Origin of the sequence: Sphingobacterium litopenaei (assembly GCF_014692495.1) — a bacterium.
GTDB lineage: Bacteria > Bacteroidota > Bacteroidia > Sphingobacteriales > Sphingobacteriaceae > Sphingobacterium > Sphingobacterium litopenaei.
Window position 1 is genome coordinate 43,591 of sequence record NZ_JACOIJ010000012.1, and the last position, 16,103, is coordinate 59,693.

Annotated in this window: 17 protein-coding genes; 8 read left to right on the top strand and 9 right to left on the bottom strand. The window is 36.9% G+C overall.

Annotated features, from left to right (window positions below):
* Nucleotides 1-15: 15 nt before the first annotated feature.
* From H8B04_RS08130 to H8B04_RS08150, 5 genes are read left to right on the top strand one after another with little or no spacing between them, the layout of a single operon-like run.
* Nucleotides 16-1,449 carry a phytoene desaturase family protein gene (locus H8B04_RS08130; RefSeq protein WP_190302030.1) on the top strand — a complete coding sequence of 478 codons (1,434 nt, stop codon included), beginning with the start codon at nucleotides 16-18 and terminating at the stop codon, nucleotides 1,447-1,449.
* On the top strand, nucleotides 1,449-2,369 hold the full coding sequence (locus H8B04_RS08135) for a TIGR01777 family oxidoreductase (protein WP_190302031.1): 921 nt from the start codon (nucleotides 1,449-1,451) through the stop codon (nucleotides 2,367-2,369). Before H8B04_RS08130 ends, H8B04_RS08135 begins: the two co-directional genes overlap by 1 nt.
* A 14-nt stretch (nucleotides 2,370-2,383) precedes the next feature.
* Nucleotides 2,384-3,637 (top strand): YeiH family protein, encoded by a 1,254-nt coding sequence (locus H8B04_RS08140; protein ID WP_165290558.1) that lies wholly within the window; start codon nucleotides 2,384-2,386, stop codon nucleotides 3,635-3,637.
* Nucleotides 3,638-3,685: 48 nt separating this feature from the next.
* Nucleotides 3,686-4,234: an RNA polymerase sigma factor gene (locus tag H8B04_RS08145; RefSeq protein WP_190302032.1), complete on the top strand. Its 549-nt coding sequence runs from the start codon at nucleotides 3,686-3,688 to the stop codon at nucleotides 4,232-4,234.
* A complete protein-coding gene (locus tag H8B04_RS08150; RefSeq protein ID WP_190302033.1) occupies nucleotides 4,224-4,874 on the top strand; it encodes a hypothetical protein in 651 nt (216 codons plus the stop codon). Before H8B04_RS08145 ends, H8B04_RS08150 begins: the two co-directional genes overlap by 11 nt.
* Nucleotides 4,875-5,483: 609 nt before the next feature.
* Here the strand turns inward: H8B04_RS08150 and H8B04_RS08155 are convergent.
* From H8B04_RS08155 to H8B04_RS08190, 8 genes are all read right to left on the bottom strand, one after another.
* A complete protein-coding gene (locus H8B04_RS08155; RefSeq protein WP_165290562.1) occupies nucleotides 5,484-6,047 on the bottom strand; it encodes a nitroreductase family protein in 564 nt (187 codons plus the stop codon).
* A 17-nt stretch (nucleotides 6,048-6,064) separates the two neighbouring features.
* Nucleotides 6,065-7,327 carry a peptidase T gene (gene pepT / locus H8B04_RS08160; RefSeq protein WP_165290563.1) on the bottom strand — a complete coding sequence of 421 codons (1,263 nt, stop codon included), beginning with the start codon at nucleotides 7,325-7,327 and terminating at the stop codon, nucleotides 6,065-6,067.
* Nucleotides 7,328-7,435: 108 nt separating this feature from the next.
* Nucleotides 7,436-8,206, bottom strand: a complete 771-nt coding sequence (locus H8B04_RS08165) for a DUF4197 domain-containing protein (RefSeq protein WP_190302034.1) — start codon at nucleotides 8,204-8,206, stop codon at nucleotides 7,436-7,438.
* Nucleotides 8,207-8,242: 36 nt separating this feature from the next.
* Nucleotides 8,243-9,076 (bottom strand): endonuclease/exonuclease/phosphatase family protein, encoded by an 834-nt coding sequence (locus H8B04_RS08170; protein WP_190302035.1) that lies wholly within the window; start codon nucleotides 9,074-9,076, stop codon nucleotides 8,243-8,245.
* 2 nt (nucleotides 9,077-9,078) lie between these two features.
* Complete coding sequence (locus tag H8B04_RS08175) at nucleotides 9,079-9,840, bottom strand: glycerophosphodiester phosphodiesterase family protein (protein WP_190302036.1); 762 nt, start codon at nucleotides 9,838-9,840, stop codon at nucleotides 9,079-9,081.
* A 14-nt stretch (nucleotides 9,841-9,854) separates the two neighbouring features.
* Complete coding sequence (locus H8B04_RS08180; protein WP_165290567.1) at nucleotides 9,855-10,685, bottom strand: phosphodiester glycosidase family protein; 831 nt, start codon at nucleotides 10,683-10,685, stop codon at nucleotides 9,855-9,857.
* Between the two features lie 44 nt (nucleotides 10,686-10,729).
* Complete coding sequence (locus H8B04_RS08185; RefSeq protein WP_165290568.1) at nucleotides 10,730-11,377, bottom strand: HD domain-containing protein; 648 nt, start codon at nucleotides 11,375-11,377, stop codon at nucleotides 10,730-10,732.
* Nucleotides 11,361-12,542 (bottom strand): THUMP domain-containing class I SAM-dependent RNA methyltransferase, encoded by a 1,182-nt coding sequence (locus H8B04_RS08190; protein ID WP_165290569.1) that lies wholly within the window; start codon nucleotides 12,540-12,542, stop codon nucleotides 11,361-11,363. Before H8B04_RS08190 ends, H8B04_RS08185 begins: the two co-directional genes overlap by 17 nt.
* Nucleotides 12,543-12,611: 69 nt before the next feature.
* Here H8B04_RS08190 and H8B04_RS08195 point away from each other — a divergent pair, with 69 nt between their 5' ends.
* Nucleotides 12,612-12,986, top strand: coding sequence for a DUF3127 domain-containing protein (locus H8B04_RS08195; protein WP_165290570.1), 375 nt, complete (start codon nucleotides 12,612-12,614; stop codon nucleotides 12,984-12,986).
* 60 nt (nucleotides 12,987-13,046) lie between these two features.
* Here H8B04_RS08195 and H8B04_RS08200 read toward each other — a convergent pair whose 3' ends face one another.
* On the bottom strand, nucleotides 13,047-14,060 hold the full coding sequence (locus H8B04_RS08200) for an acyltransferase (RefSeq protein WP_190302037.1): 1,014 nt from the start codon (nucleotides 14,058-14,060) through the stop codon (nucleotides 13,047-13,049).
* Nucleotides 14,061-14,183: 123 nt separating this feature from the next.
* Here H8B04_RS08200 and H8B04_RS08205 point away from each other — a divergent pair, with 123 nt between their 5' ends.
* Both H8B04_RS08205 and H8B04_RS08210 read left to right on the top strand, forming a co-directional pair.
* Nucleotides 14,184-14,960, top strand: coding sequence for a hypothetical protein (locus H8B04_RS08205; RefSeq protein ID WP_165290572.1), 777 nt, complete (start codon nucleotides 14,184-14,186; stop codon nucleotides 14,958-14,960).
* 3 nt (nucleotides 14,961-14,963) lie between these two features.
* A complete protein-coding gene (locus H8B04_RS08210; RefSeq protein ID WP_190302038.1) occupies nucleotides 14,964-16,070 on the top strand; it encodes a toxic anion resistance protein in 1,107 nt (368 codons plus the stop codon).
* The last annotated feature ends 33 nt before the right edge of the window (nucleotides 16,071-16,103 follow it).

Sequence of the window (16,103 nt, forward strand, 5' to 3'; positions counted from 1 at the left end):
CATAGTAATTAAACCTTGGCAAAATACGACGCAATAATAGTTGGTTCTGGACCGAATGGTTTTGCTGCTGCAATTACTTTGCAGCAGCAAGGTCTTTCTACGTTAATTGTAGAAGGAGCGGGTACCATAGGTGGGGGAATGCGGACGAAGGAACTGACACTGTCAGGATTTAAACATGATGTCTGCTCGGCTATACATCCGATGGCTATGGCATCACCCTTTATGTGTTCTATTCCTTTGGAAGTATACGGTTTGTCTTTTGAATATGCAAAATTCGAAGCTGCGCATCCTTTATTGGGTGATGAAGGAACTGTTTTACATCGCAGTTTGGAACAAACCATTGAAGAACTAGGAGAAGATGGCGAATACTACAGAAGTTTGATAGAGCCAGTCGCTAAGAATTGGGAAAGGCTAGCGAAGGATACTATGGGACCATTTGGATTTCCCAAATACCCATTGAATCTTGCTGCTTTTGGTTTGCATGCGATACAACCTGCTTCGTGGTTGGCAAAGCACTTTAAAACTGAAAAAGCAAAAGCCTTATGGGCGGGAATGGCAGCTCACGGTATACAGCCCTTGGATAATTTAACCACTTCAGCAATAGGTTTAGTTTTGTTGGGAGTAGGACATCGGTATGGTTGGGCTATTCCCAAAGGAGGTTCACAAGCTATTGCGAATGCTTTAGAGTCTTATTATTTATCCTTAGGAGGAAAGATTCAGACTGGTTTCTGGTTGAAGAACAAGTTCGATTTGCCCGAGCATAAAGTATTATTATTGGATCTTACACCAAAACAATTATTAGATATTGAAGGATTGGGTTTGTCGTCATTGTATACCAAACAATTGCATCGATACAAGCAAGGGATGGGGGTATTCAAAATAGATTGGGCACTTTCTGAAGAAACCCCATTTACCGACTTGCGCGCACGTCAGGCAGCAACTGTACATATCGGCGGAACATTCAATGATATTGCACTCTCAGAATATGATGGTCATCGTGGAAGAGTTTCGGATAAACCCTTCGTACTTTTTACGCAACAAAGTCAATTTGACAAAACTAGGGCGCCAGAAGGGAAACATACGGGGTGGGCATATTGTCACGTGCCCAATAGTTCAACAGTGGATTATACCGAAATAATAGAGAATCAAATCGAGCGGTTTGCGCCAGGATTCAAAGACACCATCTTAGGGAAACATACATTTAGTCCTGCAAAGCTGGAAGAATATAACCCCAATTATATAGGAGGCGATATCAATGGCGGCATCATGGATATTTCGCAATTATATACGCGTCCTACGCTTTCATTGAATCCGCACCGAACATCCAACAAATCAGTTTACCTCTGTTCGTCCGCTACGCCTCCAGGTGGTGGGGTGCATGGCATGTGTGGTTTTCATGCGGCTCGATTGGCTTTGAAAGACCATTTTAATATTTCAGTAAGTTTATAATGGCGCAGAAAAGAATTGTATTAGCAGGAGGAACGGGGAATATAGGCAAATTGCTGACCTTGATTTTGATTCATTTGGATTATCAGGTGATAATTTTTAGTAGAAGGGAGCTAAAATCTTCTCACCCTAATATCCAATATATCAAATGGGATGGTGAAAGCCTTGGTAACTGGGTACAAGAGATGGAAGGTATTGATACTCTAATCAATCTGAGTGGAAAATCTATCCAATGTCGCTTCACGGATGATAATAAAAAGATTTTGTTAGAATCCCGCATTGTGCCTACACGAATTTTGGGTGAAGCTATTGCTACTTTAGGTTCTCCACCTCGGTTATGGATCAATTTTTCTGGCATATCCCTTTTCGAAGGTGTAGAAGGATTAAATAATGAAGAATCCACATCCTTTGGAAAAACTTTTTTAGCCCATCTTACTCAAGAATGGGAAAAGACTTTTGTTGAAGCTAATACGCCTGCCACAAAGAAAGTAATCTTACGATTGAGTCCAGTTTTATCTACAAAATTCGGTATGTTCAAGGAACTACTGCCGCTGGCAAAACTCGGGTTAGGAGGAAAAGTAGGCGATGGAAATCAGCAAATAGCCTGGATTCACGAACTGGATTTAGTTCGTCTGGTCATGTGGATTATCAATCTTGAATCTCCATCTGCATTGTATCATGCATGCGCTCCCGAGCCAGAGTCGAATAAAGAATTTATGAAAAATTTGCGGAAAGCGGCAGGAATGCCTATTGGGATGCCTTTGCCTGCTCTTTTCGCTAAACTTGGAGCTTATTTCAAAGGTGTAGAAAGTGATATGTTGTTACTGACGAACGCTGTTTCGACTACGCGTACTTTGCAAGAAGGCTTTATATTTAATTATCCAAATACTCAAAAAGCATTTGAACATCTAACTAAAAAATAACAATACAATAAATTATGTCAACAAAAAGAATAGCATTTACTGAAGATTGGGTCGTGGTGATTTTGGGATTGGGCTTAGTCCTGGTAGCCTTATTGGGCTTCATCATTCCAAAGCCAAGTTTCAGCTGGGAATCCACTTCAGAATTGACTTCTAAAGTGCTTTCCGTATCGAATTTAACAAAAATTGGAAGCCAATTTATTACCGTTTATATTACAGCGATTTTGGGCGCATTGTTACTGAACAAATCAATTAAATCCTTGCTTATCGTTTTTCCGTCGGTTTTTGTATTGACCATTTTTGCCTTGATTTTGGCAGGAAATGCAACCGTAAAAGAATATAACCTCGAAGCCGTAATTTTTGCGTTAGGGATTGGTTTGTTGATTAGCAATACTTTCACCTTACCAGAATGGTTCAAAAATGCATTAAGCACTGAATTGTATGTGAAAATAGGTTTAGTCCTGTTAGGAACTACAGTAATTTTTGGGGACATACTTAAAGCAGGCTCGCTGGGTTTAATACAAGCTTTAGTAGTGGTGATTTCCGTATGGTATTTTGCTTTTTGGATTTGTAAAAAGTTGAAGATCGATAAAGAAATGTCCTTAATGCTGGCAAGTGCGGTTTCGATTTGTGGCGTTTCGGCAGCAATCGCGACATCTGGAGCCATCAAAGGTGACAGCAAAAAATTGTCCTACGTCATCTCTTTGGTGTTAATTACCGCCATTCCAATGATGATTTTTATGCCATACTTAGCTGAATGGATGGGGTTATCACAAGAAGTTACAGGCGCTTGGTTGGGTGGTTCTATCGATACAACAGGAGCTGTGGTAGCTTCTGGTTCACTAGTGGGTGAAGAAGCGTTAAAAATCAGTACTATTGTTAAGTTCTCACAAAATGTATTGTTAGGTATAGCTGCCTTTGCAATTAGCATTTATTGGACTTATGCTAAATCCGTAGACGATGAAACCAAAAAAGAAAAACCTACATTGAAAATCATTTGGGAGCGTTTTCCAAAATTTGTTATCGGATTTGTCTTTGCTTCTTTGCTTTTCTCTTTCGTTATTTCTCCTGAAACAAATAATTTGGTTAAGGAAAGCTTGAAAAGCTTACAGAGTTTGTGGTTTGTTTTAGCATTTACTTCCATTGGCTTGGAAACCAATTTTAAAGACCTTTTCCAACACAGTAATAAAAAACCTTTATATGCATTTTTGATTGCGCAGACCTTTAATATTTTGGTCACTTTAGGGATTGCATTGATATTATTCCAATAATTTTATGGAAAACCGTATCTTAAAGCATCATTAAAGCAAATAAAGTGAATGAACGAAAAGGAGCTTCTATTACAATATAAGGCTACAGGTGGTCTGGATGTATTGGGCAAGTTGTATGCTCCTTATATGTCGTTGCTGTATGGTGTGTGTTTCAAGTATTTACAGGATGCGGAGCAAAGTCAAGATGCTGTGATGCAGATTTTTGAAGAGCTTATTCTTAAGTTGCGTACACACGAGGTGGATAATTTTAAAAGTTGGCTGCATGTGTACACCAAAAATTATTGTTTGATGCAATTGCGTAGAGACAAACGTCGTCCGCAGGTGGATATAGAAGAAAATCTTTTCGAAAGCGAGCAGAAGTTAAGTGCATTGAATGAGGACAGGTGGGAGGAGAAAGATTTTGAGAAACTCGAAGGTTGTATGCAGACCCTGAATTTTGAGCAGGAACAATGTGTTCGTTTATTTTATTTGGAACAAAAATGTTATAAGGATATCGCAGAACAGACGGGCTTTGACTTGAATAAAGTCAAAAGCGCGATTCAAAATGGGAAGCGTAATCTGAAAATCTGTATGGAGAATAAGAAAAATGGAAAATAATTACCAACTGTCTCGTATTCATAATTATGTACATGGCTTGATGAGCCGTGATGAAATGCATGCGCTGGAGCGAGAAGCATTGGATGACCCATTTTTGCAGGATGCGATAGATGGATACAAATTACAGCAAGGAGTAGATGTCAAGCAATTAAGTCTATTGCAACAACGACTGGCGGAGCGTGTAGAAGTTCAGGCTTCCGAACGTGATAAGCGTTTTTATAGTTGGCAACGATTAGCTATAGCGATGGCATCGGGCGTGTTGTTTTTAACGGTTTGTACGTTGATTTTAATGCGCTATTTGCCTCAACAAAAAGCATCTGCCTTAACAGAGGTGGAATTGATGGATGATGCTGCTTGGGAGTATACTATTCAGCAGTCAGATGGCAATAATGTAGAACCCGTTGAAGGTTGGGATAATTTTGAATTATATCTATTACAGAATTTGCATCCCGAAAATAAAATTGAAAGCTCGGCTCAAATATCGTTTGTCGTTCAAGCTGGAAAAGTTTCGGAATTAAATATCTCGGGAATAGATAAGGAAAATAAGATGTGGCTGGAAGATATTATTCAAAATAAATTCAATTGGAAGGGACAGATCGCAAATTTTTATATTGTTTATAACAAGTTGAATATTAAATAACATTCTATATTGGAATGAGTATGTTTGAGTAATTGTATTTGTTTTAATATATTCATAGTTTGTTAACTTAAATTATGAATAAAAAAATTCTTTATTAGTTATAGGGCTGATAATGTCCTTAATTTCTGCTGCTTAAGTACAAAGACATCGAATTTCTTTTATTACTGAATTTGGGAGGGAGAATTTAGTACAGTACAATGAATTAGGTGTATGGGGAATTTCTTATGATTTTCAATTTAAAAGAAATCAATATATAGGAGCTTACGTTGCATTAAAAACCATACTCAATTAATAGGAATAGATTATCAATCAAATCTCAACTTAATTGCCGATAGATTAAAATTCAATCTTGGAGCTGGCTCAGGAGTTCATTTTTATCAAAAGAAAGGTTTGGATGGAAAGGCAACAATATTAACTGGGATTGGAGGTTTTACTTACAATCTTTCTAAACCTATTTCAATCTTTGCGAATTATCGACCAAAGTTAGATATACCATCTCTAGATGTATTCTCTGCTTCAGATATTAGAATTGGTGTAGGTTATAGGTTTTAACAAAAAAGTCCTTTCTGTGAATTATCAGAAAGGACTTTTTTGTTATAAATACCTTGACTACTCTTCCCAACGGATTTTATCCTCTATAGGAGAGCGAACTGGTTCGCGAGGTTCAGCATTGTGGTGTCCTAAATAGAATAGACCAATACATTTTTGGTTTTCTTCTAATTTTAAGAATTCACCTAAATGGTTGATTAATCCTGGTGTTGCCCAATATCCCCCAATATTTAAAGAATGAGCTGCTAACCAAATATTTTGAACGGCACAAGCTGTAGCTGCTAATTCTTCCCATTCTGGTAAATCACCTGTATAGTTTACAATAATTGCGATAGCAACATTTGATTGTGTAGCTTTTTTCGCCATATTTTGCTCTGCTACTTCAGAATATTTTTCTGCAGGTGTAATGTTTTTATAGATACGTGCTAATTCGGATCCTAAACGTTGTAAACCATCTTTTTGGAATACCACAAAACGCCATGGTTGTGTACGTTTGTGCGTAGGAGCAGCATTCGCTGCTTCTAAAATCGTCAAAAGATCTTCTTTTGAAATATCTTGATCCGTAAAACTGTTTTGGTTGACCGTTCTACGGTATTGAATTGCTTTTAAAACTTCGTTTGACATAAAATTGATTTAATTAATTACGCTTTTTCTTCCCAAAGTGTAGCGATGTGAAGAATAGTTTTCACGGCTTTCTCCATATCTTGTTTACTTACCCATTCCATTTTTCCGTGGAAGGCATGGCCACCAGCGAAAATATTGGGACATGGAAGTCCCATGAAAGATAATCTTGAACCATCAGTACCGCCACGAATACTGCGACGTTCAGCTTTCATACCTGCACGCTCGATAGCTTCTAAACCTATCTCCATGATTTGTGGATATTGATCCAATACTTCTTTCATGTTGCGGTATTGTTCTTTCGTATCGAACGTATAAGTAACTCCAGGGTATTGAGCAACCACTGCTTTCGCAACAGCTTCTAATTCAGCTTCATGTTTTTCCAAATTTGCAGTGTCATGATCTCTCACAATAAAGGAGATAGTTGTTTTTTCTACAGAACCAGAGATTCCTGTGGGATGAACAAAACCTTGTTTACCCGATGTGCTTTCTGGTGATAAACGGTCTGTAGGGAGTGAATCCACAATTTTAGAAGCAATTTTAATAGCCGATTGCATTTTGCCTTTGGCAAATCCAGGGTGAACTGATACGCCATGGATAGTTATAGTAGCAGCATCAGCAGAGAATGTTTCATCTTCGATAGTTCCTGCTTTTTCACCGTCCATTGTATAGGCAAATTTAGCGCCTAAGCGTTCTAAATTCACAAAATCTACACCACGACCAATTTCTTCATCAGGTGTAAATAATATTTTGATATCTCCGTGTTTGATTTCTGGATGTTCGATTAACAATTTCGCAGCTTCCATGATCTCCGCTACACCAGCTTTGTCATCAGCACCTAATAATGTTGTACCCGAAGCGGTGATAATATCATTTCCGATTTGGTCGGCTAAATCTTTGTGTTCAGCAAAACGAATCACTACAGCATTATCATCTGGCAAAACTAAATCTTGACCTTGGTAATTGCTATGAACAATAGGTTTTACATCTGTACCCGAACAATCTGGCGATGTATCTACGTGCGAACAAAAACAAATCGCGGGAACATCTTTCGTTGTATTAGAAGGAATAGTAGCATATACATAGCCATTTTCATCCAATTCGACATCCTGCGCACCGATAGCTTTCAATTCTTCTAACAACACTTTACTCAAATTGAGTTGTTTGGCTGTAGAAGGGAAAGTTACAGAATTGGGATCGGACTGCGTGTCGATCTGTACATAACGCATAAAACGTTCAGCAACAGAAAGATTTGATAGATTATTTATAAAAGAATTATCCATTTTAACATTTTTTGCACTACAAATGTAGTAAACCCCACAAGTTTTAAGGTATGTTTATTGTAAAGATGTTGAAAAGAGAAACGGGGAAGAGTGACTTCCCCATAGTTATTATTTTTGTTTATCGACCCATCCAAACACTGATTCTAGTACACTTGAATTTCTTGCTCCGCCGATATTTTGTCTAATTTTTAATTCTTCACCTGCTATTTTAGTGAAAAGTCCATCGATAGCTTTTTGGGTTACATAAGCATTTAAATCAGTTTGAACTTTTTCTTTTGCGATAGGGAGTGCATTGTAGGCAGAAGTTAACTGTGTCCAATAGCTACTTACATTGTTTTTCCCTAAAGCGGATTCAACAATAGGACTGAATTTTTGAGTCAACGTAGCAGACGCCGTTCTTTTAAAGAAAGTTGTTGCAGCATCTTGTTGGGAACCCAATAAAATATTGAAAGCATCAGTTACAGTCATTTGTGATAGCGAATTCACGAAAACTGGGGCTGCTTCTTTTACAGCTGATTCTGCAGCTCTATTTAAGCTCAATACGAAATTGTCAACCAATTTGCCCATTCCTACAGAACGCAAGGCTTGTTCAACTTTTTGTGCCTCTTGAGGCATCAAAATTTTGACTATAGCATCGCCGTAAAACCCATTGTTCGCAGAAAGTGTATTGATACTATTTTGTAATCCGTTACTTAATGCTTGTTTAATCCCGGTAGTAGCTTCTGCTTGTGTTATAGTTCTTGAATTAGAACCTGTTGTAGAAGTCGTTGTACCAGGAGCCGTTTGAGGCAATGTGCTTGCGATTTGGCTCATTGTCTCGCATCCTGTAAATAACGGAAGTGTAGCAATGCCTAATGCCAAGTATTTGATTGTTTTCATATTTAAACGATTGAAGCGCAAAAATACAAAAAGTTCTTACCACTCCATGTGTACCGAAACAGGAAAGTGATCTGAAGGATATTTACCAAGGTAAGTATCGGTCAGTATACCATATCTCAATATATTGAAAGGCTTCGAAACGAAAATATGATCAATACGACTTTTCTTTTCTAGACTTTTTCCCCAACCATTGAATGAAGAGTTAGGTTCATAGACGATAGGAGAAAGTTCGTACGTGTCTTGAATCGAAGGAGAGTTGGCTAAAGTAAAATAAGCTTCGTCTTTTTCATTCACGTTCAAATCTCCTGAAATGATAAGTGGGAGATTTGAAGCTAATTCTTTGGCTTTTTGAAGCATCAATTTAGCGCTTTCAGATCGCGCAATTCTTCCGACATGATCGAAATGCGTATTCATCATAATAAATTGCTTGCCATTAGTTTTGTCTTCGAAAACACCCCAAGTACAGATGCGTGGTAATGCCGCGTCCCATCCTTTGTTAGGTTTTTCTGTGTCAGTTGGTGAAAGCCAGAATGTTCCGCTTTTAATGACTTTGAAGCGTTCTTTTTTATACCAGATAGCAGAATGTTCGCCTTTATCTTTGCCATCATCTCGACCTACTCCAATCGAAGCATATTTGGGTAAAAGTTTTTGCATGTCATCCATTTGATCCTTAAATGCTTCTTGTACACCAAAAATATCAAAATCATGGTATTTGATAAGGTTACAGACTTTTTCTTTTCTGTCAATCCACATGTTGCCCGAATCTACTTGATTCCGTTGACGGATGTTGTAGGTAGCTACATGTATGGATTGTGCGAAAACAGATAGTGCGCACCAAAAAAGTAAGGTTAAGATTATAATTTTTTTCATAATTAGTTATTTAATATTTTTTGCAAAAGCTCAGGTTCGTCAGTTGTAATATAATCCACTTTGTTATCGATGAAATAACGCATTTCTTCTTCTGAATTTACAGTCCACACATTGATTTTCATTTTGCGGTCTTTGGCATCTTTAAAATATTGTGGTCTATTCTTAAAAACTCCAGAATTAAAATCCATTTCACTAAATCCATCATTGTATAAATCAATCGGGCTCTTATCACTGCCCAAATACTGTACACGTACTTTTTTATCTAATTTTTTGAGATGAAGACAGGCATCATAACTGAATGAAATGAAAACTGTTTTTTTCAGACCTTTCAATCTTTTTACCAAATTATAAGAATGTTCTGCAGCTTCTATAGAGCGTTCTTTTCCTAATACATTGGGTTTTATCTCAAAGATCATTTTAGTTCTTTTTTGTTTTAAACCCTCCTGCATATATTCTTCTGCAGTGGGTAATTTTTCACCATTAGACAATTTTTTCTGACTTAGCGTAGCATAATCATTCGTAGCTACATTTATACCCTGATAATCATTGTTGTGGTTGACAATAAGGATATTATCTTTTGTAAGTGATACGTCAAATTCACTACCCCAAGCTTTCATCTCAATGGCATGTTTCAGTGCTGCAATAGAGTTTTGTGGTGCATTAGTCGTTTTCCAAGCACCACGATGAGCTATTATTTTCGTTTTTTGGGCATAGGAAGTAAGAGAAATTGCAAAAAGCATGCAAGCTAAAGTGATGTTTTTCATGGTTGTATAAAGGTTTAGTTAGTTAAGTAGATTATGTTCGAGACTTTTCTTTCGCCTTCGTGATCGAATTTATTGTTGTCCGAAGGATAATTCACAATACCATTATAGGGTTGGTTGATGATATACATGGCCGTACTGCCGCCGCCATCAAGATTCATGGCGTCTTGACAACCATACCATTTCATTATATGTGCCAGTTCATGTAAATTCATTCCTTGTGATTGACTTCTACGTCCATCAACGGTAATAAGAATCAATTTATTGCCTTTCAGTCCAATCGCAGTGCGAGGATGTCTATTGTCATTGAATGCATTTTTGGAAAGTTGTGCTCTTGAATTTTGTGTCAAAAGTGAGGGACCGGCTAGTATAATATTGGGATAAGAACCAATAATGGTAGAATCTGAAGTAATTTTCGTGGCTTTTTTATCGAAAGCTAAAAAAGCATTCGCTCTGTCGCTTGGATTAATCGTTGTGTTAATAACCTTATTTTCCACTTTGATATAATCCACAGCTCCACCATTTTTCATGTCAAAAAAGCCTCCATTTATGGCTACAAATGCTTTTACTTGTTTGGCTAGGGAACTGGTCAATTCGCGGCTTTTTGGCAAAGCTTTAATCCCTAATTTCTTCTGATTCTGTTTAAGATCAATTTCAATTATGTTTATGATTTGTGTAGAGTTGAATACCGCTGTGGTGGAGAGGTTTTTCCAGATTACTCCTTTGGCTACTTTTTGTGTCTGCCATTTCTGCTGGATAAATGCTAATGAATCCTGGGGAAGTCTAATTTGACTAAAAGCTATAAAAGGAAATAATAAGGTAAATAAAAAGGCAGTACTATTTTTCATAATTACTGCCTAATTTAAATATCTTCTATTAATTTAATGCATGATTAACGAATACCATTCCATTCATCATGAAATTGTTGCAAAAAGTCTTCCATGAACTGATGTCTATGTTCTGCAATAGACTTCGCCGTTGACGTATTCATTTTATCTTTTAGTAATAACAGTTTTTCATAGAAATGATTAATTGTAGGAGCAGAAGTGTTTTTATATTCTTCTTTACTCATATGTTTTTTCGGTTTTACATTCGGGTCATAAATCTCACGATTTTTGTATCCTCCGTAATTAAATGCACGAGCAATTCCGATAGCGCCAATTGCATCTAAGCGATCTGCATCTTGCGCTACTTCAAGTTCTTTGGAATGGAAAGTGACTTCCCCCAAAGAGGCTTTGAAGGACATGTTAAGAATAATCTGTTGTACATGCTCAACTACTTCATTTTCCACACCGATGGATGTTAAAAATTCACCGGCCACACGTGGACCTATCGTTTCATCGCCATCATGAAATTTGCTATCAGCAATGTCATGTAACAAGGCGGCTAGCTCACAAACCAAATGATTTGCTTCTTCATGCTGTAAAATTAATTTTGTGTTGTTCCAGACCCGCTGAATATGCCACCAATCGTGGCCTGATTCTGCAAATTTAAGCCTGTCCTGTACAAATGCTACGGTTAGATCAATTATTTGTTGCATGTGATTTTTCTTTTGTTCCGTCGTAAAGTTCGTATTGTAATAATCTGCAGTCTAATTTACCATTAAAAAATTCAAATCTCCTAGAAGCTTTTAAACCAATTTTCTTTGCAAGGTCTGGATTCCCTGTAAAAACATAACCGCGGTAGCCTTTACACTCCTGTTTCATAAAGTCACCCACACGTTTGTAAGTGATTTCGAGCTTCGTATGCGTGCCCAAACGCTCCCCATATTCTGGATTGAACATGATAACTCCAGGTCCTTCAGGCACGGTAGTTTCAGCAAAATCACATACTTCGAAATCGATCAAATGTTCTACACCTGCAGTCTGTGCATTCATTTTTGCAATTTCAATTGCTTGTGCTGAAATATCCGAAGCAATAATAGTTGGTATATTGTTTTTAACAGTTTTTTCTTTCAGCAATCTTCTTTCTTGGAAGAATACTTCTTCATTATATCCGATAAAGTGCATGAATGAATAGTTCATGCGTTGTAACCCTGGCATTCTCTTTTGCGCCATCAAAGCTGCTTCAATTGCCAAAGTACCCGAACCGCACATTGGATTAATAAAAGGAGTTTTTCCATCCCATTTTGTGGCCAAAATAGTTGATGAAGCTAATGCTTCCAACATAGGTGCTTTACCAGGATGTTTGCGGTAGCCGTGTTTTGCTAAGGTTTCACCAGAAGTATCTAAGAAAATTTCTGCACGTTCTTCGATCCAGTGTAAATGAATCACTGCTTTGGACAGATCTGGTCCTGAATCGGGACGTACACCTTTTTTATCTTTGATTCTATCCACGATCGCATCTTTTACTTTTACATTAGCGAAAAGTGGTGTTGTAATCGTTTCGTTATGAACGTTGGATGTTACAGAAAAGTAGCCGTCAAAAGGTATAATATTTTCCCATTCAATCTTGACTAAAGCATTGTATAATTCTTTAGCATCACGTGCTCTAAATGAAGCTAATTCGTATAAAACCTGACTCGCCGTACGCAAATTTAAATTTAAGCGAATGCATTCATTGATAGATGCTTGTAGTTCTACTCCAGTGTTAAAAACTCTCTTTATTTCGTATCCTAATTCTGTAATTTCTTCTTGAAGGAATGGTGATAATCTTTTGTTACAAGTTATTATCACTTTGCTTGCTGTGTTGAAAACTTCTTTCATATTTGTGCAAAGTTAATTAATCTTCGATGGAAAAAATGTGTAATTTTACGGTTTAATACAATTAATGATATGGAAATCAGAGGAAAAGTTCACGAAGTAGGTGCTGTACAACAGGTTACTGAGTCTTTTAAAAAGAGAGATTTGATCGTTGCATACGCAGAAAACCCACAATTTGTGGAATATATTCGTTTTGAAGCGACACAAGATAGAGTTAATATTTTTGACAATTTGGCTGTAGGCGAAGAGATTGAAGTTTCTTTCAATTTACGTGGTCGTCCTTGGACAAATGCACAAGGTGTAACAACTTATTTCAACTCATTAGTGGCTTGGAGAGTAACTAAATTAGCTAATACTGCTGCTGCTTCTGCACCTTCATACAATGATATGCCAGCACCAGTAGATATCACTTCATCAGGTGCTGATGACGATGATTTACCTTTCTAATAGATAAAAACCGTATACTATATACTTTAAAAGCTATCTCGAGAGAGATAGCTTTTTTTGTTACCCACTCACATATTTCCCGTAAGGAATTTTCCGCAATACATAAATAATCCCAATCGAAGTAATTAAAGTCAGTAATGTGGCTAAAGGAATAACCCACAATGTACTCATGTGCTTTGAGAGGAATGGATGTATATAATTAAGTGGAAGGATATGTACTAAATAAATTCCGAAACTGTATTCGTCAATAATTTTTATCCATGTTGGGAGTTCAGACTCCTTATTCACTATTTTCTGGAACAAAATAAATAATAAACCAGCAGCAAGTGCTGTATTTGGAAATACGTAATAATACCAGTGCGGATTATATTTATTAGCCGATAAACTCCAAGTATACGTCATATATGCTGTAAATACGGATATAGCTATATAACCTATCAAAGGTATCCATTTACTCCAATTGAACGATTTAATAGATAAATAATACCCCAATACCAAATAGCCCAAGTATCCTGAAAAGAAAGTTAAATCAAATTTGGGAAAATTTGGATAGTAGAATTTATTCATTAGAATCATCGAAGCAAACCACAATACTAGAAAAATTTCAATCTCCCGAATGCTGACTTGGGTAATGATTTTACGGAGATAAGGAATAGCTAAATACAAACCAATGATCATGTATAGATACCACAAATGCGCATTGGCACCATGTAAAATTTTGTCTTGAGCTATGCTCATAATCCTTTCTGTGGATAGGGCATTGAAATTTGTATATCGATAGAAATAATAAATCAGATATATTATTGTCCAAAATAAAAATGGATACAGCAATTTGGTGATACGCTTTTTATAAAAAGACCAAGTGTCTTCGTCCTTGAGTAACAGCAATGCACCAGACAACATCACAAAAATAGCAACAGAACAACGTGTTGCTGAATTAATCCAATTCGCATAGTTCCAATTAAAATCATCCGCATCAAAGCGATTCAAAAAACCTGTACTGGCATGAATCAATATGACAAATACTGTCGCAATGACACGTAAGTAGCTGATATAGTTGTTTTTTGTAGCCATTATGTAAAAATATCTATTATTGGAATAGGAATTGAACGTTTTGTTGTAATGCTGGGGAATAAATTTCCGCATAAAGCTTGAAAAATAAGTATATTAGAAGAGACAATTTTATTTATATAAAAAATGGGTTTTGCGACAAAGAAAAGTAAACGATGGGAATTTGGACAACTAAAATGGACATTTTTGTCTATTTTATTGTTTGTTCCACCGATTCATCCGCTTGTGATGATGTCGCAGGCCTCCAAAAGTAAGGTGCGTTCTTGGTATGCGCTTGCTTGGATATTGTTATTTATACAGTTTGGATTGTTTTACTCGTTCTACTACTTTGCTGGTGCCATGTCTTCGGGTATGTTGGCAACGGTATGTGGTTATATAGCTTCTTATATTGCGGGAAATGGCTTGTTGCTTAGTCAGTCGAAAGATTATTTGCAACGCATCGAATTATCGGAAGTAAGACAGTTGAGTTGGGTTAACAATATTGCGCATCAGCGCCGATTGGAATTGGCGCAGGCAGAAGTGGAAACGCCACAATCTTTTGTTACAAAACTGATGTTTTATAAGAAGGAGATTCAAAATAGAAATTTGCAAGCTCATATTGAGAAGATTGTGCGGTTATTTCATCTGCTGGAACAACGTGATATTATGGAAGCCGAAAAATTCTTGGTAAGACACGGTACGGTTGTCAATGTTTTACGTGAATATTATGATTTACAACAAACACGATTAAATAATGCTATAACCTTAGAGTCCAAAAATAAACTGGAAACTGTATTGGTACAAGCTTCATCCGCAATAGAGTTGGATGTTACGAATTTGATTAAATATCGTTTGCTGGACGTTTCGGCAGAGTCTGATGTCTATATTCAAACGCTTAAAAATAAAAAACTACTTAATGACTAAACTATGAGTACAATAGACTTGACAACTTATGATGAAAATACACCGGGGAAAAGCTCTCAAGATATGCAAGTGAATTTTACACCTGAAGAGAAGGCTTTAATCCAACAATATAAAGACAAAATCAATCTGCAGTCGACCACTGATATTATTCAATTTGGTGTGGCCAGTCAAACAAAAGTTAGCAATTTTTCAAATGAAATATTGAAACAGGTACGTACAAAAGATATGGGTGGGGCGGAAGATATTTTGTTGAATCTGCGTACGGATATTAAGTCTTTTGATGAAAAATTAAATAAAAAGCCATTGATTCCTTTCTTCGACAACTTGAAGAAGAAGGTTCAGCGTCTGCGTACAGAATATGCTTCGGTTGAGAAAAATATTCATCAAATCGAATTAAAGTTAGAAGGCCATTACAAAAACCTTTTGAAGGATGTAAATATCTTCGATAAGCTTTTTCAAGAGAATCAAAATTACTTTAAAGAACTTTCTTTGCATATAGCAGCAGGAGAGGAGAAGCTACAGGAAGTACATAATGTTACGTTGCCACAATTAAAACGAGAAGCGGAAGAATCTGGAGACCAACACAAAATTCAAGCGTACAAAGACATGGAACAACATGTGGTGCGTTTTGAGCGTAAAGTGCACGATTTGAAATTGACGCGTATGGTCGTATTGCAAACAGCGCCACAGATTCGCATGATTCAAAGCAACAGTTCATCCTTGATGGAGAAAATCCAATCCAGTATTGTGAATACTTTGCCCCTTTGGAAAAACCAAATGGTGTTGACATTGGGCATTGCGCATTCGCAACGTGCTTTGGAAGCTCAAAAAGCAGTTACAGATGCTACAAATGAATTACTTCGCAAAAATTCGGAAATGCTTAAGGAATCTACCATTAGTGTAGCTCGTGAAACCGAGCGTGGTATTGTCGATATTGAGACTATCAAAAAAGCAAACAACGATATTATCCAGACTATCGAACAGGTTATCCAAATTCAACGTGATGGTCGGGAAAAACGAAAAGTTGTCGAGCAAGAATTACTACAGTCCGAAAATGAATTGAAACAGCAATTGCTGAAATCTTCGGATGAGAATAGATTAATTAACTAGAAAGAGCCGCTTTTAGCGGCTCTTTCTAGTTAA